We start from the raw sequence: 20383 nt of genomic DNA on the forward strand, positions 1-20383 counted from the left end.
TGATTAGCTTCGACTCTCGCAATCAACTATTGCAGAGCTGACAACAATCGCTATTCAGCGATTTTTGCGTTGTTTTTGCACGTCATTTCATGTCGTAATTGAACAACGCGCAAAGGTTGACACCTGGGGCTGGCACGAGCCAATCGGCCGCAAAGCCTTTATCAATAAGGCTTTAAGCCTCCATCTCGATAATTTCCTATCACGTAATACTTTATTGCTGATTTCGGAACGGCCATCGGGCGGGTCACGTCTCTACACTTTGCCTACCCGGAAACGAACGCACGCCGGTCACCGTGCGTTGTTCACGCGACCTTGCCTCTCGCAGCATTCGCGTGAAGTTTCCTTCAAGCCTGGGTTTCCAAAACCCATCCTGTTCTCGGAGTTACAAAGATGAAAAAGACTCTCATGGTCGCGGCCCTCTCGGGCGTTTTCGCAACCGCTGCGCACGCTCAAAGCAGCGTCACGCTGTACGGCCTGATCGACGCCGGCATCACGTATACCAACAACCAGGCAACCGCTCCGGGCCAAGGTCACAGCAACGTCCAGATGACGAGCGGCTCGGTGAACGGCAGCCGTTTCGGCCTGCGTGGCGCTGAAGACCTCGGCGGCGGCCTGAAGGCTATCTTCACGTTGGAAAACGGCTTCGGCATCAATGACGGCACGCTCAAGCAGCAAAGCCGTCTGTTCGGCCGTCAGGCGTTCGTTGGTCTGGCAAGCGACCAGTTCGGCGCTGTGACCCTCGGCCGTCAATATGACAGCATGGTCGACTACGTTGGTCCGCTGTCGCTGACGGGCACGCAATACGGTGGCACGCAGTTCGCCCACCCGTTCGACAACGACAACCTGAACAACTCGTTCCGCGTCAACAACTCGGTCAAATACCAGAGCGCGAACTACGCGGGCTTCAAGTTCGGCGCGTTGTACGGCTTCTCGAACCAGGCTGACGGCTTCTCGAACAACCGTGCATACAGCGCGGGTGCGTCGTACAGCTTCGCCGGCTTCAACTTCGCTGCTGCTTACCTGCAACTGAACAGCAACGGCTCGACGGGCTCGGCTGCTGCGTTCAACACCGGCGGCGCAGTCAACGGCGACAACACGTTCTTCGCTGGCCGTCAGCAAACGTGGGGCGCAGGCGGCAACTACACGTTCGGCCCGGCAACGGTCGGCCTCGTGTACTCGCAGACGAACCTGTCGAAGATGGCTGGCATCAACCAGGGCGCATCGGGCAACCAGGGTCTGCAGAACCGCTTCGGCGGCGACAGCGGTCACTTCCAGAACTTCGAAGCGAACGCACGCTACGCTCTGACGCCGGCAATCAGCATCGCTGGCTCGTACACGTACACGAAGGCAAGCCTGGCTGGCGAGCACCCGCACTGGAACCAGTTCAACCTGCAAACGGCTTACGCGCTGTCGAAGCGTACCGACGTGTACCTGCAGGGCGAATACCAGCAAGTCAGCGAAAACACGCTCGTCAACGCCAACATCAATGGCCTGAACGCTTCGGCGAACGAGAAGCAAGTTGCTGTGACGGCTGGTCTGCGTCACCGCTTCTAAGCATCAGCAGTACTTGCAGCATGAAAAAGGCGCCGCTTGCGGCGCCTTTTTTTCGTCCGGGCTTCGGCGCTCGGTCGAACCCGCTTCCCGCGGCATTGGCCTACGCGTTCTCAGACGGGCGAGGACTCAAGCCTCCTCTTCTTCACGCGTCGGATACGCCACGTCGAGCACGTCGATCGGCTGCGGCCCGGCAGGCGTATGCAGCGTCACCTGATCGCCGACCTTCGCCTTCAGCAGCGCCCGCGCGATGGGCGAAATCCAGCTGACGTGCCCTTCATCCAGATTCACCTCGTCGATGCCCACGATCCTCACCGTATGCGTCTCGCCGTCTTCCGTCGCGTATTCGACGGTCGCGCCGAAAAACACCTGATCCGTGTTTTCCTGGCGGCTGCTATTCACGACTTCGGCCAGATCGATACGCTTGGTGAGAAAGCGGATACGCCGGTCGATTTCGCGCAGCCTCCGCTTGCCGTAGATGTAATCGCCATTTTCCGAGCGGTCGCCGTTCGACGCCGCCCACGACACCAGCTTCACCACTTCCGGCCGCGCCTCGTCGATCAGGTGCAGCAACTCGTCGCGCAAACGCCGGTAGCCGGCGGGCGTGATGTAGTTCTTCGCGCCCGCGGGCATCTCGGGTTGCGCGGCTTCGAGATCGTCGTCGTTCTCGTCAGTCGATTCTTTGACAAAGGCTTTATTCATGGTGGTTCAGCATTGAAGCGGACATCCGCATCTCTAGCCTACATGATACGGCTGCTGTCACAAATTTCCCGGGCGCCCCTTCCCTTTTTCCGATACCTTGCTATAATCTCATTTCTGCGTGCGGCTGTAGCTCAGTTGGATAGAGTACTTGGCTACGAACCAAGGGGTCGTGGGTTCGAATCCTGCCAGCCGCGCCACTTTTTTACGAGGGCCTTCCTCCGGGAAGGCCCTTTCGTTTCACCGGGGTGTACGCAAAGCAGCATGCGTTGCCCAAGCAGTTCAAGTTTAGCGTGCGGCTGTAGCTCAGTTGGATAGAGTACTTGGCTACGAACCAAGGGGTCGTGGGTTCGAATCCTGCCAGCCGCGCCACCCATGAAGGGCCTTCCATCCGGAAGGCCCTTTGTCTTTTCCCTTCCTGCTTTTCTCTCTCCGCGGCAACTTTCCTGGCAACCACGAACGGTCCGTTGCTTCAGCGCGGCGCCGACTTGATATCGCCGATCTCGCCATCCGGTTTCGGCAGCTCGTTCTCGATGCCCAGCGCCGCCGTCTGCTCGCCGATCGGCGTCGCCCGCGTGCCAAACAGCGACTGCGGCTGGCGGAGAACGTCGTCGACGGTATCGCCGAACTGGCTGCTCACGAACGCCCTCAGAAGCGCGATACGCAGCGATTCGCCATGCGCGGACACCGTGCGGTGGCCACCCTCGAAGTCCGCGACGCAATGTGCCGCGCCATCGCGCGTGCGCTCGCGCACTTCGAGCCGCTGCGCGCGCTCGAGCACGACGGCCGCCGCTTCCCATGACGTCGACGGCGTAAAGCGCCCATCCCACGGACGGCCGCGATCGTTGCCGCGTATCGAGACCACACGCCCGCTGTCGGTAAAGTAGATTTCGCGCACGAAGTCGTGCAGGCTGCGGGCGACCCAGTAGTCGAGCGCCAGATCGGAGAGATCAGCTACGTTCATCGCGTTGTTCCTGTGGACAGGCAAAGGCGGAGCGTCATCGTGCAAAACAAGTGCAAGCGACGCGCCCGCCTCCCAACTTCGATTTCAGTAATCGGCGCGCTCGCGGTCGATCCGCATGCCGCCGTCGTGATGACGATGCCCTTCTTCGCTCGGCCGTTCGCGCGCGATGCGCATCACGTCGAGATTGGTCCGCACGCGGCGCATCACGTTGGCCAGGTGTACGCGGTCGCTGACCTGGATGACGAAGCGCAACACCGTCGATTCCTGCGACTGATCTTCGTCCATCGCAATGTGAACGATGTTTGCGTCGGCGGACGTGATATCCGCGGCAACGCGTGCGAACACGCCCTTCGTATTCTTGACCAGCACCTTGATCGCGACATCGAACAGGCGGCCCGGCTGCGGCGCCCATGCGACGTCGATCCAGCGGCCCGGATCACGCCGGTGAATGCGCTGCGCGACGCGGCAATCGGTGGTGTGGATCGCCATGCCAAGGCCGATGCCGATGTAGCCCATGATGTCGTCGCCGGGAATCGGGCGGCAGCACGCGGACAGTTGCACCGACATCCCCTCCGTGCCCGTGATGACCACGGGCGGCGCAGTCGACGTGCCATGCTCGCGCGGGTGATCGTCGTCGCCGTCGTGGCCTTCGCGGCCGTTCATCAGGACTTCGATTCGCTTGGCCATCACGGCCGCCACACGCCTGCCAAGACCGATATCCGCGAAGATTTCCTGGCGATTCTTGTTGCCTGTCCAGAGCACGAGCTTGTCCCACACTTCCGGCGTCACGTCGGAGAGCGCGAGCCCATAGCCCTTGAGCGACTGATCGACGAGACGTTCGCCCAGCTGCACCGACTCGTTCAGGCGCATCGTCTTCAGATAGTGGCGGATCGCGGTGCGCGCCTTGCCGGTGCGAACGAAGCCGAGCCACGCGGGGTTCGGCTTCGAATACGGCGCCGTGATCACTTCGACGATATCGCCGCTCTTCAACTCGGTGCGCAGCGGCAGCAGTTCATTGTTGATCTTCACGGCGACGCACTGGTTCCCCAGGTCGCTGTGGATCGAATACGCGAAGTCGAGCGCCGTGGCGCCGCGCGGCAGCGCCATGATCTTCGACTTCGGCGTAAACACGTAGACGGCATCCGGGAACAGGTCGATCTTCACGTGTTCGAGGAATTCGCTCGAATCGCCGACTTCGCTCTGAATGTCGAGCAGCGACTTGAGCCACTGATGCGCGCGCTTCTGCACGTCGTTCAGATCGGCGCCGCCGTTCTTGTACAGCCAGTGCGCAGCGACGCCCGCTTCGGCGATCTCGTGCATCTTGCGCGTGCGCACCTGGAACTCGATTGGCGCGCCGAACGGGCCAACCAAGGTGGTGTGCAGCGACTGATAGCCGTTGACCTTCGGAATCGCGATGTAGTCCTTGAACTTGCCCGGCACCGGCTTGTAGAGCGCATGCAGCGCGCCGAGGCACGTATAGCATTCGAGCGGGTTCTCGACGACCACACGGAAGCCGTACACGTCGAGCACCTGCGAGAACGACAACTGCTTGTCGCGCATCTTCTTGTAGATGCTGAAGATGGTTTTCTCGCGGCCCGTCACTTCGGCGTCGAGCTTCGCGTCCGAGATGGCACGCTGGACGGATTCGAGAATCTTGCCGACCACTTCGCGGCGATTACCGCGCGCAGCCTTCACCGCTTTTTCCAGCGTCGCGTAGCGGTGCGGATTGAAGTTCGCGAAGCTCAGGTCCTGCAGCTCGCGATAGGTATTGTTCAGGCCGAGCCGGTGCGCGATCGGCGCGTAGATATCGAGCGTTTCGCGCGCAACGCGGCGGCGCTTTTCCGGCGGCACGGCGCCGAGCGTACGCATGTTGTGAAGCCGGTCCGCGAGCTTCACGAGAATCACGCGCACGTCGCGCGCCATCGCGAGCAGCATCTTGCGGAAGTTTTCCGCCTGCGCTTCCTCGCGGCTGCGAAACTCCATCTTGTCCAGCTTCGACAACCCGTCGACCAGTTCCGCGACCTTCGGGCCGAACCGCTCCGCGAGTTCGGTCTTGGTCACACCCTGATCTTCCATCACGTCGTGCAGCAGCGCAGCCATGATCGACTGCGCGTCGAGCTTCCAGGCCGCGCACGTTTCCGCGACGGCAACAGGGTGCGTGATGTAGGGTTCGCCGCTTTGACGATATTGCCCGAGGTGGGCTTCGTCGCTGAAGTGGAATGCCGCCTTGACCTCTTTGATCTCTTCCGGGCTCAGGTAGTCCGAAAGCGCAGTGGTCAGCTTGGCGATGGAGACGACGTCATGCCGGCGCGGCTGCTCCGGCGTGGCGGTCGGTCCGAACAGATGGCGAAACGATTGTTCGAGGACCGCGTCGATGTACTTGCGTGCAGACGATGGCGAGTCGCTATCGTGTTCGTGGGCAGCGTGGTCCACTTCCGTTGCGGATGGCGAGGGGTCGGTGCTCATGGTCGCCTCCGTGTCGATAGTGCCGTCTGCACGCATTGGGTTGAGTTACATGACGTCAAACGTTGAAGCGTGCCTTAGACGGGCACCTTCTTCAGCATTTCGACGCCAACCTGGCCGGCCGCAATCTCACGCAACGCGACCACGGTGGGCTTGTCGCGGCTTTCGATTTTCGGCGTGTGGCCTTGAGCGAGCTGACGTGCGCGATAGGTCGCGGCAAGCGCCAGTTCGAAGCGATTCGGGATCTGTTTCAGACAGTCTTCGACGGTAATGCGGGCCATGTTGAAAATTCCTTCTCTGTATGTTGGTTATTCTACCTTATGTCCTTCCGACCTCGCCCGTATCACGCGTGCGGCAAGTGAATGCCGAGCTGCATGAAGAGGTCCGTGTGGCGCGCGTATTGCGATGCGAAGCGCGAGCGCGTCGCCGACACGAGGCATTGCAGTTCAGCCAGCGCGCGATCGAAGTTTTCGTTGATCACGACATACTCCGCTTCCGCCGCGTGCGCCATCTCGCTGCCCGCTGCGAGAAGACGTCGCGTGATCACGTTCGGCTCGTCCTGGCCGCGCTTCTTAAGGCGCTCTTCGAGCGCTTCGAGCGACGGCGGCAAAATGAAAATCTCGACGGCATTACGAAACTGCTTCTTCACCTGCTGCGCGCCCTGCCAGTCGATTTCGAGCAGCACGTCATGGCCGCTTTTCATCTGCTCCTCGATCCACACGCGCGACGTCGCGTAGTAGTTGCCATGCACTTCCGCGCTTTCGAGAAACTCGCCCGCGTCGTGACGCAGCAGGAAGTCTTCGACCGTCGTGAAGTGATAGTGCTCGCCGTCCTGCTCCTTCGGACGCGGCGGGCGCGTAGTGTACGAAATCGACAGACGGATCGCCGCATCGCGCGCGAGCAGCGCGTTGACGAGCGTCGACTTGCCGGCGCCCGACGGCGCGACAACCATGAACAGGTTGCCGGGATAGACGCCTGCGTACGGATTGCGCGGCGCGCTGCTTTCGCGTTTGGTTTCGGTCATGCTGGTCAGACTCCCGTTACTCCAGGTTTTGTACTTGTTCGCGCATCTGTTCGATGAGCAGCTTGAGCGTCATCGACGAATCCGCGAGTTCCTTCGCGGCCGCCTTCGAGCCCAGCGTGTTCGCTTCGCGGTTCAGCTCCTGCATCATGAAGTCCAGACGCTTGCCGACCTTGCCGCCCTTTTGAATCACGTGGCGCGTTTCGTTCAGATGCGCGGTGAGGCGCGACAGTTCTTCCGCGATGTCGATGCGAATGCCGTACATCGTCACTTCCTGACGGATGCGCTCGGCGATCTCTTCGCGCGACACGATCGTCGCCGACTGGTCCGGCGCCGCGATGCCAAGCGCTTCCTGCAAACGCTCGACGATCTTCTGCTGATGCTTTGCGATCAACTCCGGCACGAGCGGCGTGATCTTCGTGACGATGGCTTCCATCTCGCTGACGTTGTTCAGTAGCATCGTCGCGAGTTGCGCGCCTTCGCGGCCGCGCACGTCGATCAGATCGCCGATTGCCTGCTTGCCGCATTCGAGCACGGCATCGCGCAGCACTTCGGGCGACACGCCGCTCTCGGCCAGCACGCCCGGCCAGCGCAGGATTTCGCCCGTGCGCAGACGGCCCGCTTCAGGAAACGCTGCGAGCACCGACCGCTCGAGCAAGGCAAGCTGTTGCAGCGCGTCGCGATTGACCGCGCCTGCGTTCGCCGACTGCTCGCTGCGCTGCAGGTTGATACGGATATCGACCTTGCCGCGCGACAGCTTGTTCATCAGCATTTCGCGCAGCGTCGGCTCGCAGACGCGCACGTCTTCCGGCATCCGGAAGTTGAGATCGAGAAAGCGCGAGTTCACCGTGCGCAATTCGACGGACACGCTGATGCCGCCGTTGCCCGTTGCCGCTGCGAGTTCGCGCGTGGCGCTCGCATAGCCAGTCATACTGTAGATCATGATGGGTCTCGCGATTGTGGTCGCGCGAACATCACATCGCACGACCAGGGATTCGAGTCGCCCGGCGTTTACGAGACGCGGGGCGGGGAACGCGCATTATCCCATTTTTGCCGGCGACACCCGCCGGAAGCGGCCTTCGGGTAACCCCGGGCAGACGGCTTTCACGACGCGTTGGCCGGCGCGCTGCCAGGCAGCGCTCCCGGCGCGGCGCATCGGGTTGAAGCGCGCGGGCGGCGGCGACGCGATCGGCGGTAAAATTGCGGTTTCCTTCCGCCCTCTCTTCCCCTTCATTCCCTTCAATTCCGACGATGAACGACATCACGAAACGCCCCAGCGGCCGCGCCGCCGATCAGCTGCGCGACGTGCGCATCACGCGCCACTACACGAAGCACGCGGAAGGCTCCGTGCTGGTCGAATTCGGCGACACCAAGGTGATCTGCACGGCGAGCGTCGCTGAAAGCGTGCCCGCGTTTCTGCGCGACCGCGGCCAGGGATGGCTGACGGCCGAATACGGCATGCTGCCGCGCGCGACGCACACGCGCAGCGACCGCGAAGCCGCGCGCGGCAAGCAGACGGGCCGCACGCAGGAAATCCAGCGCCTGATTGGCCGCGCGCTGCGCTCGGTGTTCGATCTCGAACGGCTCGGCGCGCGCACGATCAATATCGATTGCGACGTGATCCAGGCCGACGGCGGCACACGCACGGCTAGCATCACGGGCGCGTTCGTCGCCGCGCACGACGCCGTCGCGAAGCTGCTCGCGACGGGCCGCATCGAAGCGTCGCCGATCAACGATTACGTCGCAGCGATTTCCGTCGGCGTGTTCGACGGCCTGCCCGTGCTCGATCTCGACTACGACGAAGACTCCCAGTGCGACACCGACATGAACGTCGTGATGACGGGCGACGGCGGCTTCGTCGAAATCCAGGGCACGGCGGAAGGCGTGCCGTTTTCGCGCGACGAAATGAACAAGCTGCTCGATCTCGCGCAAAGCGGCATCAGGACGCTGATCGAGAAGCAAAAGGAAGCATTGGAGTTGAAGGGTGAGTGATCGACAGGACAACGCGCTGGGCAGGATCGTGCTCGCGTCGAACAACGCGGGCAAGCTGCGCGAGTTTGCGGCGCTGTTCGGCACGGCGGGCATCGAGCTGATTCCGCAAGGCGCGCTGAACGTGCCGGAGGCGGAAGAGCCGCATCCGACCTTCGTCGAGAACGCGCTGACGAAGGCGCGTCATGCATCGAAGCTGACAGGCCTGCCCGCCATCGCCGACGATTCCGGCCTGTGCGTGCGCGCATTGCGCGGCGCGCCTGGCGTTTATTCGGCGCGTTACGCGCAACTCGCGGGCGGCGAGAAAAGCGACGCGGCGAACAACGCGCGCCTCGTCGAGCAGCTGAAGTACGTAAGCGACCGGCGCGCGTACTACTTCTGCGTGCTCGCGCTCGTGCGCCATGCCGACGACCCGGAACCGCTAATCGCGGAAGGCCGCTGGCACGGCGAGATGCTCGATGCGCCGCGCGGCGCGAACGGCTTCGGCTACGATCCGTTCTTCTTTTTGCCCGCGCTGAATGCGACGGCGGCCGAACTGGAGCCTGCCGTGAAGAACGCGAGCAGCCATCGCGCGATTGCGTTGCAACAGCTGTTCGCGCGGCTGAAGGAGGAAGCGTGAGCCACGCATCGACGACGGGAGCCGGCGTGATCAAGGCGTTCACGTCGCCCGGCAGCATCCGTTTGACATCGCTGCCGCCGCTGGCGCTCTATGTGCATTTTCCGTGGTGCGTACGCAAGTGTCCGTACTGCGACTTCAACTCGCACGAATCGAAAGGCGGCGCGTTTCCCGAGGACGATTATCTCGACGCGCTGCGCAGCGATCTCGAACAGGCGCTGCCGCTGGTGTGGGGACGGCAGGTGCATACGGTGTTCATCGGCGGCGGGACGCCGAGTCTGATGTCGGCGAAGGGGCTCGATCGCCTCTTGTCCGACGTGCGCGCGCTGCTGCCGCTCGATGCCGATGCCGAAATCACGCTCGAAGCGAATCCCGGCACGTTCGAAGCCGACAAGTTCGCGCAGTTTCGCGCGAGCGGTGTGAACCGGTTGTCGGTCGGCATCCAGAGCTTCAACGAGACGCATCTGAAGGCGCTCGGCCGCATTCACGATGCAACGCAGGCGCGCCATGCCGTCGAGGTCGCCGCGACGACGTTCGATAACTTCAATCTCGACCTGATGTTCGCGCTGCCGAAGCAGACTTTGGCGGAGTGTCAGGCCGATATCGAAACGGCGTTGTCGTTCGCGCCGCCACATCTGTCGCTGTATCACCTGACGCTTGAACCGAACACGCTGTTCGCGAAGTTTCCGCCGCCGCTGCCCGACGACGATTCGTCCGCCGACATGCAGGACTGGATTCACGAACGCACGCGCGAAGCGGGCTATGAGCGGTATGAGGTGTCGGCGTATGCGAAGCCGCATCGGCAGAGCAAGCACAACCTGAATTATTGGCGCTTCGGCGACTATCTCGGCATCGGCGCGGGCGCGCATACGAAGCTGTCGTTTCCGAACCGCATCCTGCGGCAGATGCGCTACAAGCATCCCGCGACGTTCATCGAAGAGGCGCGTTCGGGCAATGCCGTGCAGGAAGAACATGAAGTCGGCGCGCGCGATCTGCCGTTCGAATTCATGCTGAACGCGCTGCGGCTGGTGGAAGGGTTTCCGGTGCATCGGTTCATTGAGCGCACAGGTCTGCCGATGACATCGATCGAGCCAGCTTTGCAGGAAGCGGAGCGTCGCGGGCTGATCACGCGCGACTACGAAAAGATCGCGCCGACGCCGCTCGGCCAGGCATTCCTCAACGATCTTCAAGGGCTGTTTTTGAAGGATTCGTGAGCGCGGTCGTGGTTTGTTGCCCGAGGGCGTGGCGTTCCAGGTTACAATTTCGGGCTCGGAGGGTTGGCAGAGCGGTTGAATGCACCGGTCTTGAAAACCGGCGAGGCTTTACGGCCTCCGTGGGTTCGAATCCCACACCCTCCGCCAGTTTCTTTCTTCAGCTTGCCTGCGACTCGATCTCCAAAGAGTCAACCTCAACGACAAGTTCTGCCCCGCACGTTGAGAAAGCGTAAGCCACCGTTCCCAGCTGGTTATCGGTCCATCGTTCAGCCTTCGCGACTATCTGCTGCGCTTTCCCAAATCGCGACGTTCCTGGCTCAACGATCTCGATCGCATAGACGATATTCTGAAGCCCTAGATTTTCGAGCACGCATCGATTCATCCCAACGAACGACACGGATGCTCGTTGATCTTGCAGGTACAGGCCTAGCGTCAGCGTCTCTCGCTCTTTCGATACTTGGATTGTGTCCATGTACCAATCGTGAAAATGGTTGAAGGCACTCAGGTCGTCCATGTGGAGATTTACGAAGCGAGAATCGAAACAGGATCGCGCATTACCACAGCCCCTTTTGCAAAACATCGTCAAGCCAAGCCAACCGCCACCCTATGCCACGCGCATGCGCGCCACCCCTCACATCCGTACCAACGCTCATTGAATCGCAACACGCATCGTCTACGATGAAGATACATCTCGCATGCGAGTTATTGCGATGTCTACCCTCTCGCTTCCCGGCCGCATCAACCCGACATTCAGGCGAACAGCGGCACTCGCCTTCACGCTGCTCTGCGCAGGCTGCAACTTCACCGTCACGCCGCCGCAGCGACCCGCGGTCGTCACGCCACCACCCGCGGCGATCAACAGCCTGACACTCGATCAGTACCGTTCGGTCGTTGCGCAACGCATCCTCGAACGCAACCCGTCTTACGTACTGCGCGGCACTCCGCAGGCGATGCTGCGCTCGCTCGTCGTCGTGTCGTTCGTCGTGGATCGAAATGGACAGATCGTCGCATCGAGCGTATTTCGCACGAACGGCGATGACGAAGCGGAGAGCACGGCGCTCGCGACCTTGCGACGCTCGGCGCCCTTACCTCTGCCGCCGCCGAAACTGCTGAACGCGAAAGGCCAGGTGGAAATGTTCGAAGACTGGCTCTTCAACGACAACGGCAAGTTCCAGTTGCGCACGTTCGCGTCGCCGCAGGCACAAACGATCGATTGAAACCGCCCTCGATGCGCTGAGGTTTCCGCGAACACAGCGGCTCGACGCCGTCGTTCGGCTGCCTGCAGCGAACGCGCATCGAAGCGAACCGAAGCGCATCGAAACGAAAGCGAAGCGGACACGACCGCAAGCCAGGCCGCTCCAACGAAGCCTCAAACAACGGCCCACAGCGCCCGCCTTGCTGCGCCCCGCCCGCCCTCGCTATAATTTTTTAAACATCTGCCGGAATCTCCGGCCATCGTTGCGTGCCGCAAGCTCACCCGCCCGCCGCACGCAGCGCGACCGTCACGTTGCCGCGCCACCCGCGCGCGCGTCCGCCCGGTTTGCATCGTGCTTCGCTTTCGCGCCGCTTCAGCCGTTCCCACGGCAACGCAACGCGCGCAATCCCGTCAGCACGTTGCAAGCTGTCGACTCGTTGCACATGCGACGTCTCGCGTAGCAGGTTCGCCCGCACCGCTGTTCGCCACGATGTGGGCACAATTGCGCGCGCACTCGCTACGCTCCACACTTAGCCGCACACAGATACACAAATCGCGCGCCGCTCGCCCCGCGGCTGCGTCACGACATTTGGAGACCCTGCATGTCCACATCGCCCCTTTCTAGCGCCCAGCCCGGCGCAGACCGAAAGAGCAGCGCTTCGCGCGTGATCTTCGCGAGTTTCATCGGCACCGCGATCGAGTTCTACGACTTCTACGTCTACGCGACGGCCGCCGCGCTCGTCATCGGCCCGGTGTTCTTCCCGCACGGCTCGGCGACCGCGCAGGCGCTGTCGGCGTTCGTCACGTTCGGCATCGCGTTCATCGCGCGGCCGATCGGCTCGTTCCTGTTCGGCCACTTCGGCGACCGCATCGGCCGCAAGTCGACGCTCGTCGCGTCGCTGCTGGTTATGGGTCTGTCGACGACGCTGATCGGCTTCGTCCCCGGCTACGACTCGATCGGCAGCCTCGCGCCGATCCTGCTGTGCGTGTTGCGCTTCGGCCAGGGCATCGGCCTCGGCGGCGAATGGGGCGGCGCCGCCCTGCTCGCAACCGAGAACGCGCCCGCCGGCAAGCGCGGCTGGTTCGGCATGTTCCCGCAACTCGGACCGTCGATCGGCTTTCTCGCCTCCAACGGGCTGTTCTTCGGCCTCGCGCTGTCGCTGTCCGATGAGCAGTTCCGTAGTTGGGGCTGGCGCGTGCCGTTCATCGTCAGCGCTGTGCTGGTCGCGCTCGGCCTCTACGTGCGCCTGAAGATTGCGGAAACGCCGGCGTTCCAGGCCGCGATCGACCGCCAGGAGCGCGTGCGCGTGCCCGTCGCGACGCTGCTCAGCCGCCATCTGGGGCCGGTGCTGCTCGGCGCGTTCGCGATGGTCGTCTGCTACACGCTGTTCTATATCTCGACGGTGTTCTCGCTGTCGTACGGCGTGTCCGCGCTGCACATCTCGCGTCAGAGCTTCCTCGGCATGCTGTGCGTCGCCGTCGTCTTCATGGCGCTCGCGACGCCGCTGTCCGCATGGGCCAGCGACCGCTTCGGCCGCAGGCCGGTGCTGATCGTCGGCTGCATCGCCGCGATCCTGTCGGGCTTCACGATGGCGCCGTTGCTCGGCAGCGGCTCGATGACGCTCGTGCAGCTGTTCCTCATCATCGAGCTGTTCCTGATGGGCGTCACGTTCGCGCCGATGGGCGCGCTGCTGCCCGAGCTGTTCCCGACCAACGTGCGTTACACGGGCGCAGGCGTCGCGTACAACCTGGGCGGGATTCTGGGCGCATCGGTGGCGCCGTACATCGCGCAGATGCTGGCGGCGAAGGGCGGGCTGTCGTGGGTGGGACTGTACGTGTCGACGGCAGCCGTGGTGAGCCTGGTCGGCGTCCTGTGCATGCGCGAAACACGCGATACGCGGTTGATGTAACTCATCGGCTATCGGCGTAAGTCGAAAGCGAAGCGGCCCCGGCGCGATGCATTGCGCCGGGGCCGTTTTTGTTTTGTAAGCCTGTCAAAGAAGCTTGAGTCCGTACGAACGAGAACCGGGAAACTCCCCTGCTCGCCGCCGCTTTTGACGTGCCTATACTCGAATCAAAGCAAGCGGTTATGTCGTCATTCTGAACGGGGAGGAATCGATGAACTTTCATTTAAGCAACGCGGATATCGTCGTCATCATCGCGCTGGCGCTGCTTGGCTCGCTGCTGCTCGCGCTGCGCTTCAAACCGGCGAGCTGGAAAGGGATCGTCGTCGAAGCCGTCGCCGCCAATCTGGCCGCGATCGCCGCCGTCGTCGCTTTCGAAATGCTGATGGCCTGAGCGGCCATCAGCATCCATTGCCCGATCAGCGGTAGTAGTAGCCGTGATGATGGTAGCCACCGTCCGGCACCACGATACAGCCGCTCAGCGATGCCGCCAGCAGCGCGCCCGTCACCAAAGCCAGGATCAAGCGTTTCACGTTTTTTCTCCCTTTCGAGTCAGTATCGTTTTATTCGAGCGAACCCCGAATGACCTCGATTGAACACGAACCTGACAGGGGCGACCGTTGCAATTTGTAAGCATCGACTGAGCTTGTGTTACAGACGGCGAGCGCCGCGCGGCGTGGCAAACCATCGCGATGAAAGGCGCTCGGCACAGCAGGACATTAATCAAAGCGCATGAAGGCCGTCTGGAAAGCCTTTGCGGGCGCGGCGTCGTGAGAATGGGAGCAGGATGCGTCGCGAGCGTCGACGAAACGCGCGGAACGCGCCGCCGAAAGCCAAAAGAAAAGCGACAGTTTTAACAGACGTGTAATGGATGCAATGACGATTGCGAGCGCATCAAGCGAATCTATCGCCACATGCCAAAAGGAAACGATAGCCGCCAGCCCCGCACGAAGCGTCGCCGCAAAAATCGAAAAAAATCAAAAATGGTTGAACTTGTTCACATCCGCGTGGTCATTACGGATGTTGTACAGGTTTGTTCTGCAGGTTTCCTCTCGGTCCGCGCGCTTCAGGCGCGGGCTTTTCAGAGGCGCCTCGCGACGGCGTCCGAAATTGGGCGATTGCGCGTGCGCCTCTTTTCTTTTTTCTCGCGCCCCGCCCGCTTCCCCAGTCGACCTCAGGCCGCGGCGACCGATTTGCCCTGTCCGCCGAGACCGAGCGGGTCGGCATGCACGTGATCGATGGCGGCCAGCGCCTCGGCGACGGGCGGCACCGAATTGCCATCCCCAATCGAAACCGACCGGAACGGCACGTTATTCTCAAACGTTTCCCGCGACGTCGCGATGAAGATCATCACGGTGCGCTTGCCGAGCGCGTGCGCCAGATGGACGAAGCCCGTATCCACGCCGATCACGAAGTCCGACGCCGCGAGCACCTGGGCGATTTCGGTCACGCTCAGTTGCGGCAGCAGTTCCGCGCCTTCCACCTGATCGACGATCGCGAGCCCCTCGCTGCGCTCAGCCTGCGACCCCCACGGCACCACTACATGGAAGCCCCGCCGCACGAGGTCCCGCGCGATCGCGATCCAGTGTGCCGCCGGCCACTTCTTGTCGTCTTTGGATGCCGCGTGGAACAGCATCGCCAGCGGGCGCCCGCCCGTATCGACGAGCGGCTTGGCCGGCGCGGGAATATGCAGGTTGTAGTCAGGGGGATTGTCGAGCGGATAGCCGAGCGCCGTGCTGACGGTCTCGCGCATGCCGCTCCAGGCATTGCGATCGCGCGGCGGCACGAACCGCCCCGTATAGGCGAATGCGGCGCCGCGCTCGCCGAGATGCTCGTTGCCATAACCGAGGCGCTTTCGCGAACGCGACAGGAACGAGATGATCGCGCTCTTGTAGACGCCGTGAATATCCAGCGCGACGTCGTAGCGATACGCGCGCAGTTCGGCGATGGACTGCCAGATCGCCCTGAAATCCGACCAGCGGCGCGCCTTCTTGAAGCGGCGCAGCGGTGCGGCCAGCACACGATCGGTGCCGGGATTCCAGCGGGCAATCTCGGCGAACGATTCGTCGACTGCCCAGTCGACCTCGACGCCGGGAAACGCGCGCTTCAGATCCGATACGATCGGCTGAGCCTGTATCACGTCGCCCATGGAGGTGACTTTGACGATGAGAATTCGCTTCATTGATGGCCCGTGTTGTGGCTGCTTTAGATGCTCGCTAGCAATCTGCAATTTTAGCTGACCATCCCGACAATTGCCCGCAAAATGGGCAGCAGCGAATCTTGCCGGATCTGCCGCGTCGTTACCAGACGTTACTTTCCTTGACAGGCCGCCGCCCGCTGCCGGGTCATTCGGGCAACCATCCGGCCCGCTTTCGCCGCGCCGCCGCCCGCGAGGCGACTATAATTTTCCCATTTCCCAGCCCGACTCCCCATGTCACGGACACCCCTGCTGTCCTCGAACATCGGCCGGCGCCTACGGCGTCTGTGGCGTCAGTACGGCATTTTCTGGCTGGGCGCGATCGCCGTCGGTCTCACGGCCGTTTTCTATGCGCGGCTGATCGACTTCGGTTACAACGCTTTTCTCCATCTGCAGAACGAGCATCGCTGGCTCACGCTGTTTTTGACGCCCGCCGTCGCGGCGGCATCGGTCTGGCTCACGCGACGCTTCTTTCGCGGCGCCGAAGGCAGCGGCATCCCACAGGTCATCGCGACGCTGCATTCGAACACCAGCGCCGCCGGCATGCGGCTACTCACATTCCCGATTCTGCTCGGCAAGATTCTCGTGTCGTTTCTCGCGATACTCGGCGGCTTCACGATCGGGCGCGAAGGGCCGACCGTGCAGGTCGGCGCGGCGCTGATGTTCAACCTGCGCCGCCTCTACCCGCGCTCGAACGCGCTGATCGAACGGCAACTGGTGCTGGCGGGCGCGGCGGCCGGCCTGTCGGCGGCCTTCAACACACCGCTCGCGGGCATCGTCTTCGCCATCGAGGAACTCACGCGCAGCTTCGAGGCGCGCGCCAGCGGCGTGCTGATCACGGCCATCATCATCGCCGGGATCATCGCGCTCGGCGTGAACGGCAATTACACGTACTTCGGCACGATCGACATCGGCACGCATTTCCCCGATTCGCTTGCGGTGGCCGTCATCATCACGGGCATCGTGACGGGCATCGCGGGCGGCGTGTTCGGCTGGCTGCTGCTGAACACCAGGCGCTGGATGCCCGCGCCGTTGCTCAGCCTGAACAACGAGCGGCCCGTCGCGTTCGCCGCTCTGTGCGGTCTGGCCATTGCGGTGATCGGTCTCGTGTCGGGCGGTACGACCTTCGGCAGCGGCTACGCGGAAGCGCGCGGACTGCTGTATGGCACCGAGCATCTGTCGGTGTTCTATCCGCTGCTGAAGATGGCGTCGATGATTGGCTCGTATCTGCCGGGGATTCCGGGCGGCATCTTCGCGCCGTCGCTGTCGATCGGCGCGGGCTTCGGCAACGTGCTGCACATGGCCTTCAGCGACATGCAGTTGCCGATGCTGATCGCACTCGCCATGGTCGGCTATCTCGCGGCTGTTACGCAGTCGCCGATCACGTCGTTCGTGATCGTGATGGAGATGATCAACGGCCACGCGCTCGTCATTTCGCTGATGGCGACGGCACTCGTGTCGAGCCGGATTTCGAGCGTGTTTGCGCCGCCGTTGTACGAGGCGCTGGCGAACCGGTATATGACGCCTGCCGCTTCTGCTGCGGCGCCTCCAGTCGAAGAAGAAAGCCGTAGCGAAGCGCAACCGACAACACGCAGCGAAGCAAAAGAATGAGCTTGCGGCAGTTTGGCTTTCGCCATTGCCGCTAAAAAATCGGGCGCATCCCGCAGAGATGCGCCCGACCTCCCCACAATCGTCAGTACACGACGATGCCGACCGGATGGTAATACACCGGGCGTGCCGGCACGACGACGCAACCGGCCAACGTGACCGCCAGCACGGCGATCGCGAGCAAGGTCCTTTTTCTCATTTGACGACTCCCTTGATGGTTGCGATTAAGCGCGCTCTCGGGCGCGTTCGGAGAACGGGCGGATGGCCACGCGCGATGCCGTCAACACGCGCCATCGGAGCCCGTTGGATTCACCCGGGCATCACGCCCAGTGGCCTTGCACCCAGTGCCAGTTCGGACCATGCGCGACCCAGTGGCCCGGCACCCAGTGATAGCCGACGCGCTCGGCCTGCCAGTGACCCCCCACCCACACGTAGCGGCCGTGGTCCCAGCGCCAGTGGCCCTTGTCCCACACATAGCCCGTGCGCGGCGCGGGCACGGCTTCGAAGCGCTCGACGGGCGGCGCGGACGGTGCCACGACGATCACTTCCGCAGCCGACGCCGACGCAGCGGCAGACAAACCGGACATCACGAGCACAGCGGAAACTGCGAGCAGACGAATCGACTTTTTCATGTTTTCACCTCTTGTGTCAGCACCGAATGACGGCGTTGTCCGTTCAATGCGCGAGGTGACGAAAGGGCTGACAGCGGACGTGTTACCGCGTGCCCTGAAGTGCAACGGATTATTTCGGGGGAGTGTTTGGGGGAATCGACGGGAGAGCGTGCGCAGCGAATGTGCGCACGAAAAACGCTGGCACAGCAAAGCGCGCCACCCAATGACGGTGACGCGCATCAAGCGATAAAGAAGCTACAGACGGCTCAAGCCTGCGGAATCTCGATCTTGACTTCGAGCACTTCGAGGTCGTCGTGTCGTTCGAGATTGACGCGGATATCGTCGTCCGAAATCTTCACGTACTTCGAGATCACGGCGACGAGTTCACGTTGCAACGCGGGCAGATAATCGGCGGGCGCTTTGCCGCCTACGCGCTCATGCGCGATGATCAGCTGCAGGCGTTCCTTCGCTATCGACGCAGACTTCTTCTTCTCGCCCAGCAAAAACGAAAGAATGGACATCACGTGCGCTCCCCTTACTTGGTGCCGAAGAGGCGCTGCAGCAGGCCCGGCTTCTGGTAATCGGTAAAGCGAAGCGACTTCTGCTCGCCGAGGAAACGCGACACGACATCCTTGTACGCTTCGGCGACATCGGTGCCGTCGAGGTGTACAGCAGGCAAGCCCTGGTTCGACGCATGCAGCACGGCTTCCGATTCCGGAATCACGCCGATCAGGTCGATGCGCAGGATTTCCTGAATATCCGTGAGCGACAGCATTTCGCCTTCGCTCACGCGCTTCGGGTTGTAGCGCGTGATCAGCAGATGCTCCTTGATGGGCTCCTTGCCGTCGATCGCGCGCTTGGTCTTCGACGACAGGATGCCGAGAATGCGGTCCGAATCGCGCACCGACGACACTTCCGGGTTCGTCACGATCAGTGCTTCGTCGGCGAAGTGCATGGCGAGCAACGCGCCCGACTCGATACCCGCCGGCGAATCGCACACGATGTATTCGAAGTCCATCGCGATCAGGTCGTTGATGACCTTCTCGACACCTTCCATCGTCAGCGCATCTTTATCGCGCGTCTGCGACGCGGGCAGGATGAACAGGTTCTCGCACTTCTTGTCCTTGATCATCGCCTGGTTCAGGTTGGCTTCGCCCTGGATCACGTTGATCAGGTCGTACACCACGCGACGTTCGCAACCCATGATGAGATCGAGATTGCGCAGGCCCACGTCGAAATCGATCACTGCCGTTTTCGCGCCACGCAATGCAAGCGCGGATGCGAAACTCGCGCTCGTGGTCGTCTTGCCTACGCCACCCTTGCCCGAAGTCACCACAATGATTTTTGCCATTACCCTTTACCTTGTGTTCGTCTATTCGTCTATTGAGTCCGGCGGGAGTTCCATCGCGCAGCGCGCGCAACTGCATGCGCGGCGCACGCGTCAGGTGAGCCGCAGCGGTTCGATCATCAGCTTTTCATCTTCGAGCCAGATCTGCACCGGCTTGCCATGCACGTCGGCAGGCAGCGGGTTCTCGGTCGTCCGGTAGATGCCCGCGATCGAGATCAATTCCGGTTCGAGACACGTGCAGAAAATGCGCGCGTCGTGATTGCCATGCACGCCCGCCAAAGCACGGCCGCGCAACGGCGCGTAAATATGGATGTTGCCTTCCGCGATCACTTCGGCGCCGTTGCTCACCATGCCGAGCACGACGAGATCGCCCTTCGCGTAGATGCGCTGGCCTGAACGCAGCGGCTTGTCGACCACCATCGTCTGCGACGAGGTGCCGATGCGCACGGGTTCCGCGGCAGCCGACTCGGCCTGCTCCGGCTCGCGCGCGGCGGCGTCCGCAGCGGGCGGCGTGTCTGTTTTCGCTGCAGCCTTTGCTTCGTCGCCGCCTGCATCCGTATTGCTCTTGCTGACGCGAGCGTCCCGAGCGTCGCGCGCATCGAGCAGCGGCAGACCTGCCTCGTTCGCCCACACGTGCTGCGTGCTGTCGGCTACGACGCCGATGGGACGCATGCGTACGCTGTCCAGCAGCTTCGCGATGTCCGCAAGCGGCACGCGCTCGTTTTCCGCAAGACGGCGCACGTCGATCGCGACGGTGTCGTTCGCGAAGAATTCGGGTGTCGCCTCGAAGCGCCGGGTCAGCTCGGCACGCATCTCATCGAGGTTGGTCGTCTTGACGACAAACAGCAATGTGTCGACCGCGCCACTGCGCAGTTCAAAAAATGGCGATTTCTTCGGCGACATAGCGTTCGGCAAAAAATTTTGCGTATTTTACAGGCGTCCTGGCGAACGGTGAGCATTTTTGCCAATAAGTCTTCACGCGACAGGAAAATGCCGCGTGCGT

Annotated in this window: 21 protein-coding genes and 3 tRNA genes; 11 read left to right on the forward strand and 13 right to left on the reverse strand. The window is 62.3% G+C overall.

Going from position 1 to position 20383, the window contains the following annotated elements; all coding sequences use genetic code 11:
- Nucleotides 1–390 precede the first annotated feature (390 nt).
- A complete protein-coding gene (locus BLT65_RS03740) occupies nucleotides 391–1554 on the forward strand; it encodes a porin (protein WP_091774770.1) in 1164 nt (387 codons plus the stop codon).
- 126 nt (nucleotides 1555–1680) lie between these two features.
- Here BLT65_RS03740 and greB read toward each other — a convergent pair whose 3' ends face one another.
- Complete coding sequence (greB, locus tag BLT65_RS03745; protein ID WP_042313268.1) at nucleotides 1681–2253, reverse strand: transcription elongation factor GreB; 573 nt, start codon at nucleotides 2251–2253, stop codon at nucleotides 1681–1683.
- Nucleotides 2254–2373: 120 nt separating this feature from the next.
- Between greB and BLT65_RS03750 the strand changes: the two genes are divergently transcribed.
- Nucleotides 2374–2450 (forward strand) — tRNA-Arg (locus tag BLT65_RS03750).
- A gap of 95 nt (nucleotides 2451–2545) precedes the next feature.
- Nucleotides 2546–2622, forward strand: a tRNA-Arg gene (locus BLT65_RS03755).
- A 100-nt stretch (nucleotides 2623–2722) separates the two neighbouring features.
- Here the strand turns inward: BLT65_RS03755 and BLT65_RS03760 are convergent.
- The 5 genes from BLT65_RS03760 to BLT65_RS03780 all read right to left on the reverse strand — a co-directional run bounded on the left by BLT65_RS03760 (nucleotide 2723) and on the right by BLT65_RS03780 (nucleotide 7641).
- Nucleotides 2723–3214, reverse strand: coding sequence for a phage protein NinX family protein (locus BLT65_RS03760; protein WP_091774773.1), 492 nt, complete (start codon nucleotides 3212–3214; stop codon nucleotides 2723–2725).
- A gap of 84 nt (nucleotides 3215–3298) precedes the next feature.
- Nucleotides 3299–5680 carry a RelA/SpoT family protein gene (locus tag BLT65_RS03765; RefSeq protein WP_042313329.1) on the reverse strand — a complete coding sequence of 794 codons (2382 nt, stop codon included), beginning with the start codon at nucleotides 5678–5680 and terminating at the stop codon, nucleotides 3299–3301.
- 74 nt (nucleotides 5681–5754) lie between these two features.
- Nucleotides 5755–5958, reverse strand: coding sequence for a DNA-directed RNA polymerase subunit omega (gene rpoZ, locus BLT65_RS03770; RefSeq protein WP_006025620.1), 204 nt, complete (start codon nucleotides 5956–5958; stop codon nucleotides 5755–5757).
- Between the two features lie 62 nt (nucleotides 5959–6020).
- Nucleotides 6021–6701, reverse strand: a complete 681-nt coding sequence (gmk, locus tag BLT65_RS03775; RefSeq protein ID WP_091774776.1) for a guanylate kinase — start codon at nucleotides 6699–6701, stop codon at nucleotides 6021–6023.
- A gap of 16 nt (nucleotides 6702–6717) precedes the next feature.
- Nucleotides 6718–7641 (reverse strand): YicC/YloC family endoribonuclease, encoded by a 924-nt coding sequence (locus tag BLT65_RS03780; protein ID WP_042313274.1) that lies wholly within the window; start codon nucleotides 7639–7641, stop codon nucleotides 6718–6720.
- A gap of 308 nt (nucleotides 7642–7949) precedes the next feature.
- Here BLT65_RS03780 and rph point away from each other — a divergent pair, with 308 nt between their 5' ends.
- The 4 genes from rph to BLT65_RS03805 all read left to right on the forward strand — a co-directional run bounded on the left by rph (nucleotide 7950) and on the right by BLT65_RS03805 (nucleotide 10664).
- Nucleotides 7950–8690, forward strand: a complete 741-nt coding sequence (rph, locus tag BLT65_RS03790; protein WP_042313277.1) for a ribonuclease PH — start codon at nucleotides 7950–7952, stop codon at nucleotides 8688–8690.
- A complete protein-coding gene (gene rdgB, locus BLT65_RS03795; RefSeq protein WP_091774782.1) occupies nucleotides 8683–9306 on the forward strand; it encodes an RdgB/HAM1 family non-canonical purine NTP pyrophosphatase in 624 nt (207 codons plus the stop codon). The genes rph and rdgB overlap by 8 nt, the downstream gene beginning before the upstream one ends.
- Nucleotides 9303–10517 carry a radical SAM family heme chaperone HemW gene (gene hemW, locus BLT65_RS03800; RefSeq protein ID WP_042313283.1) on the forward strand — a complete coding sequence of 405 codons (1215 nt, stop codon included), beginning with the start codon at nucleotides 9303–9305 and terminating at the stop codon, nucleotides 10515–10517. Before rdgB ends, hemW begins: the two co-directional genes overlap by 4 nt.
- Before the next feature lie 57 nt (nucleotides 10518–10574).
- A tRNA-Ser gene (locus BLT65_RS03805) sits at nucleotides 10575–10664 on the forward strand.
- A gap of 10 nt (nucleotides 10665–10674) precedes the next feature.
- Here BLT65_RS03805 and BLT65_RS03810 read toward each other — a convergent pair.
- On the reverse strand, nucleotides 10675–10989 hold the full coding sequence (locus tag BLT65_RS03810) for a hypothetical protein (protein WP_244186404.1): 315 nt from the start codon (nucleotides 10987–10989) through the stop codon (nucleotides 10675–10677).
- Nucleotides 10990–11227: 238 nt separating this feature from the next.
- Here BLT65_RS03810 and BLT65_RS03815 point away from each other — a divergent pair, with 238 nt between their 5' ends.
- The gene (locus BLT65_RS03815) at nucleotides 11228–11734 is read left to right on the forward strand and encodes an energy transducer TonB (protein WP_042313287.1); all 507 of its coding nucleotides are present in this window, start codon (nucleotides 11228–11230) and stop codon (nucleotides 11732–11734) included.
- Nucleotides 11735–11990: 256 nt separating this feature from the next.
- Here BLT65_RS03815 and BLT65_RS47140 read toward each other — a convergent pair whose 3' ends face one another.
- On the reverse strand, nucleotides 11991–12137 hold the full coding sequence (locus BLT65_RS47140; RefSeq protein WP_167306446.1) for a hypothetical protein: 147 nt from the start codon (nucleotides 12135–12137) through the stop codon (nucleotides 11991–11993).
- Nucleotides 12138–12314: 177 nt separating this feature from the next.
- Between BLT65_RS47140 and BLT65_RS03825 the strand changes: the two genes are divergently transcribed.
- Entirely contained in the window at nucleotides 12315–13622 is a 1308-nt protein-coding gene (locus tag BLT65_RS03825) for an MFS transporter (RefSeq protein ID WP_042313292.1), read from the forward strand.
- Nucleotides 13623–13830: 208 nt separating this feature from the next.
- Nucleotides 13831–14010, forward strand: coding sequence for a hypothetical protein (locus BLT65_RS03830; protein WP_091774790.1), 180 nt, complete (start codon nucleotides 13831–13833; stop codon nucleotides 14008–14010).
- Nucleotides 14011–14790: 780 nt separating this feature from the next.
- Here BLT65_RS03830 and waaC read toward each other — a convergent pair.
- Nucleotides 14791–15798 carry a lipopolysaccharide heptosyltransferase I gene (waaC, locus tag BLT65_RS03840; RefSeq protein ID WP_091774793.1) on the reverse strand — a complete coding sequence of 336 codons (1008 nt, stop codon included), beginning with the start codon at nucleotides 15796–15798 and terminating at the stop codon, nucleotides 14791–14793.
- 249 nt (nucleotides 15799–16047) lie between these two features.
- Between waaC and BLT65_RS03845 the strand changes: the two genes are divergently transcribed.
- Complete coding sequence (locus tag BLT65_RS03845; protein ID WP_091774796.1) at nucleotides 16048–17424, forward strand: chloride channel protein; 1377 nt, start codon at nucleotides 16048–16050, stop codon at nucleotides 17422–17424.
- A 317-nt stretch (nucleotides 17425–17741) separates the two neighbouring features.
- Here BLT65_RS03845 and BLT65_RS03850 read toward each other — a convergent pair whose 3' ends face one another.
- The 4 genes from BLT65_RS03850 to minC all read right to left on the reverse strand — a co-directional run bounded on the left by BLT65_RS03850 (nucleotide 17742) and on the right by minC (nucleotide 20283).
- Complete coding sequence (locus BLT65_RS03850; RefSeq protein WP_091774799.1) at nucleotides 17742–18053, reverse strand: YXWGXW repeat-containing protein; 312 nt, start codon at nucleotides 18051–18053, stop codon at nucleotides 17742–17744.
- Nucleotides 18054–18298: 245 nt separating this feature from the next.
- Nucleotides 18299–18553 (reverse strand): cell division topological specificity factor MinE, encoded by a 255-nt coding sequence (gene minE / locus BLT65_RS03855; protein WP_007583338.1) that lies wholly within the window; start codon nucleotides 18551–18553, stop codon nucleotides 18299–18301.
- Nucleotides 18554–18567: 14 nt separating this feature from the next.
- Nucleotides 18568–19383 (reverse strand): septum site-determining protein MinD, encoded by an 816-nt coding sequence (minD, locus tag BLT65_RS03860; RefSeq protein ID WP_007583340.1) that lies wholly within the window; start codon nucleotides 19381–19383, stop codon nucleotides 18568–18570.
- Nucleotides 19384–19473: 90 nt separating this feature from the next.
- Nucleotides 19474–20283: a septum site-determining protein MinC gene (minC, locus tag BLT65_RS03865; protein ID WP_091774802.1), complete on the reverse strand. Its 810-nt coding sequence runs from the start codon at nucleotides 20281–20283 to the stop codon at nucleotides 19474–19476.
- Nucleotides 20284–20383 lie beyond the last annotated feature (100 nt).

The organism is Paraburkholderia steynii (assembly GCF_900100565.1).
In the GTDB taxonomy this organism is placed as follows: Bacteria; Pseudomonadota; Gammaproteobacteria; order Burkholderiales; family Burkholderiaceae; genus Paraburkholderia; species Paraburkholderia terrae.

Bases quoted from the DNA above. Each gene is read 5' to 3' on its own strand.
- BLT65_RS03740 (WP_091774770.1), top strand. From the start codon at position 391: ATGAAAAAGACTCTCATGGTCGCGGCCCTCTCGGGCGTTTTCGCAACC.
- greB (WP_042313268.1), bottom strand. From the start codon at position 2,253: ATGAATAAAGCCTTTGTCAAAGAATCGACTGACGAGAACGACGACGAT.
- BLT65_RS03760 (WP_091774773.1), bottom strand. From the start codon at position 3,214: ATGAACGTAGCTGATCTCTCCGATCTGGCGCTCGACTACTGGGTCGCC.
- BLT65_RS03765 (WP_042313329.1), bottom strand. From the start codon at position 5,680: ATGAGCACCGACCCCTCGCCATCCGCAACGGAAGTGGACCACGCTGCC.
- rpoZ (WP_006025620.1), bottom strand. From the start codon at position 5,958: ATGGCCCGCATTACCGTCGAAGACTGTCTGAAACAGATCCCGAATCGC.
- gmk (WP_091774776.1), bottom strand. From the start codon at position 6,701: ATGACCGAAACCAAACGCGAAAGCAGCGCGCCGCGCAATCCGTACGCA.
- BLT65_RS03780 (WP_042313274.1), bottom strand. From the start codon at position 7,641: ATGATCTACAGTATGACTGGCTATGCGAGCGCCACGCGCGAACTCGCA.
- rph (WP_042313277.1), top strand. From the start codon at position 7,950: ATGAACGACATCACGAAACGCCCCAGCGGCCGCGCCGCCGATCAGCTG.
- BLT65_RS03810 (WP_244186404.1), bottom strand. From the start codon at position 10,989: ATGGACACAATCCAAGTATCGAAAGAGCGAGAGACGCTGACGCTAGGC.
- BLT65_RS03815 (WP_042313287.1), top strand. From the start codon at position 11,228: ATGTCTACCCTCTCGCTTCCCGGCCGCATCAACCCGACATTCAGGCGA.
- BLT65_RS03825 (WP_042313292.1), top strand. From the start codon at position 12,315: ATGTCCACATCGCCCCTTTCTAGCGCCCAGCCCGGCGCAGACCGAAAG.
- BLT65_RS03830 (WP_091774790.1), top strand. From the start codon at position 13,831: ATGAACTTTCATTTAAGCAACGCGGATATCGTCGTCATCATCGCGCTG.
- waaC (WP_091774793.1), bottom strand. From the start codon at position 15,798: ATGAAGCGAATTCTCATCGTCAAAGTCACCTCCATGGGCGACGTGATA.
- BLT65_RS03845 (WP_091774796.1), top strand. From the start codon at position 16,048: ATGTCACGGACACCCCTGCTGTCCTCGAACATCGGCCGGCGCCTACGG.
- BLT65_RS03850 (WP_091774799.1), bottom strand. From the start codon at position 18,053: ATGAAAAAGTCGATTCGTCTGCTCGCAGTTTCCGCTGTGCTCGTGATG.
- minE (WP_007583338.1), bottom strand. From the start codon at position 18,553: ATGTCCATTCTTTCGTTTTTGCTGGGCGAGAAGAAGAAGTCTGCGTCG.
- minD (WP_007583340.1), bottom strand. From the start codon at position 19,383: ATGGCAAAAATCATTGTGGTGACTTCGGGCAAGGGTGGCGTAGGCAAG.
- minC (WP_091774802.1), bottom strand. From the start codon at position 20,283: ATGTCGCCGAAGAAATCGCCATTTTTTGAACTGCGCAGTGGCGCGGTC.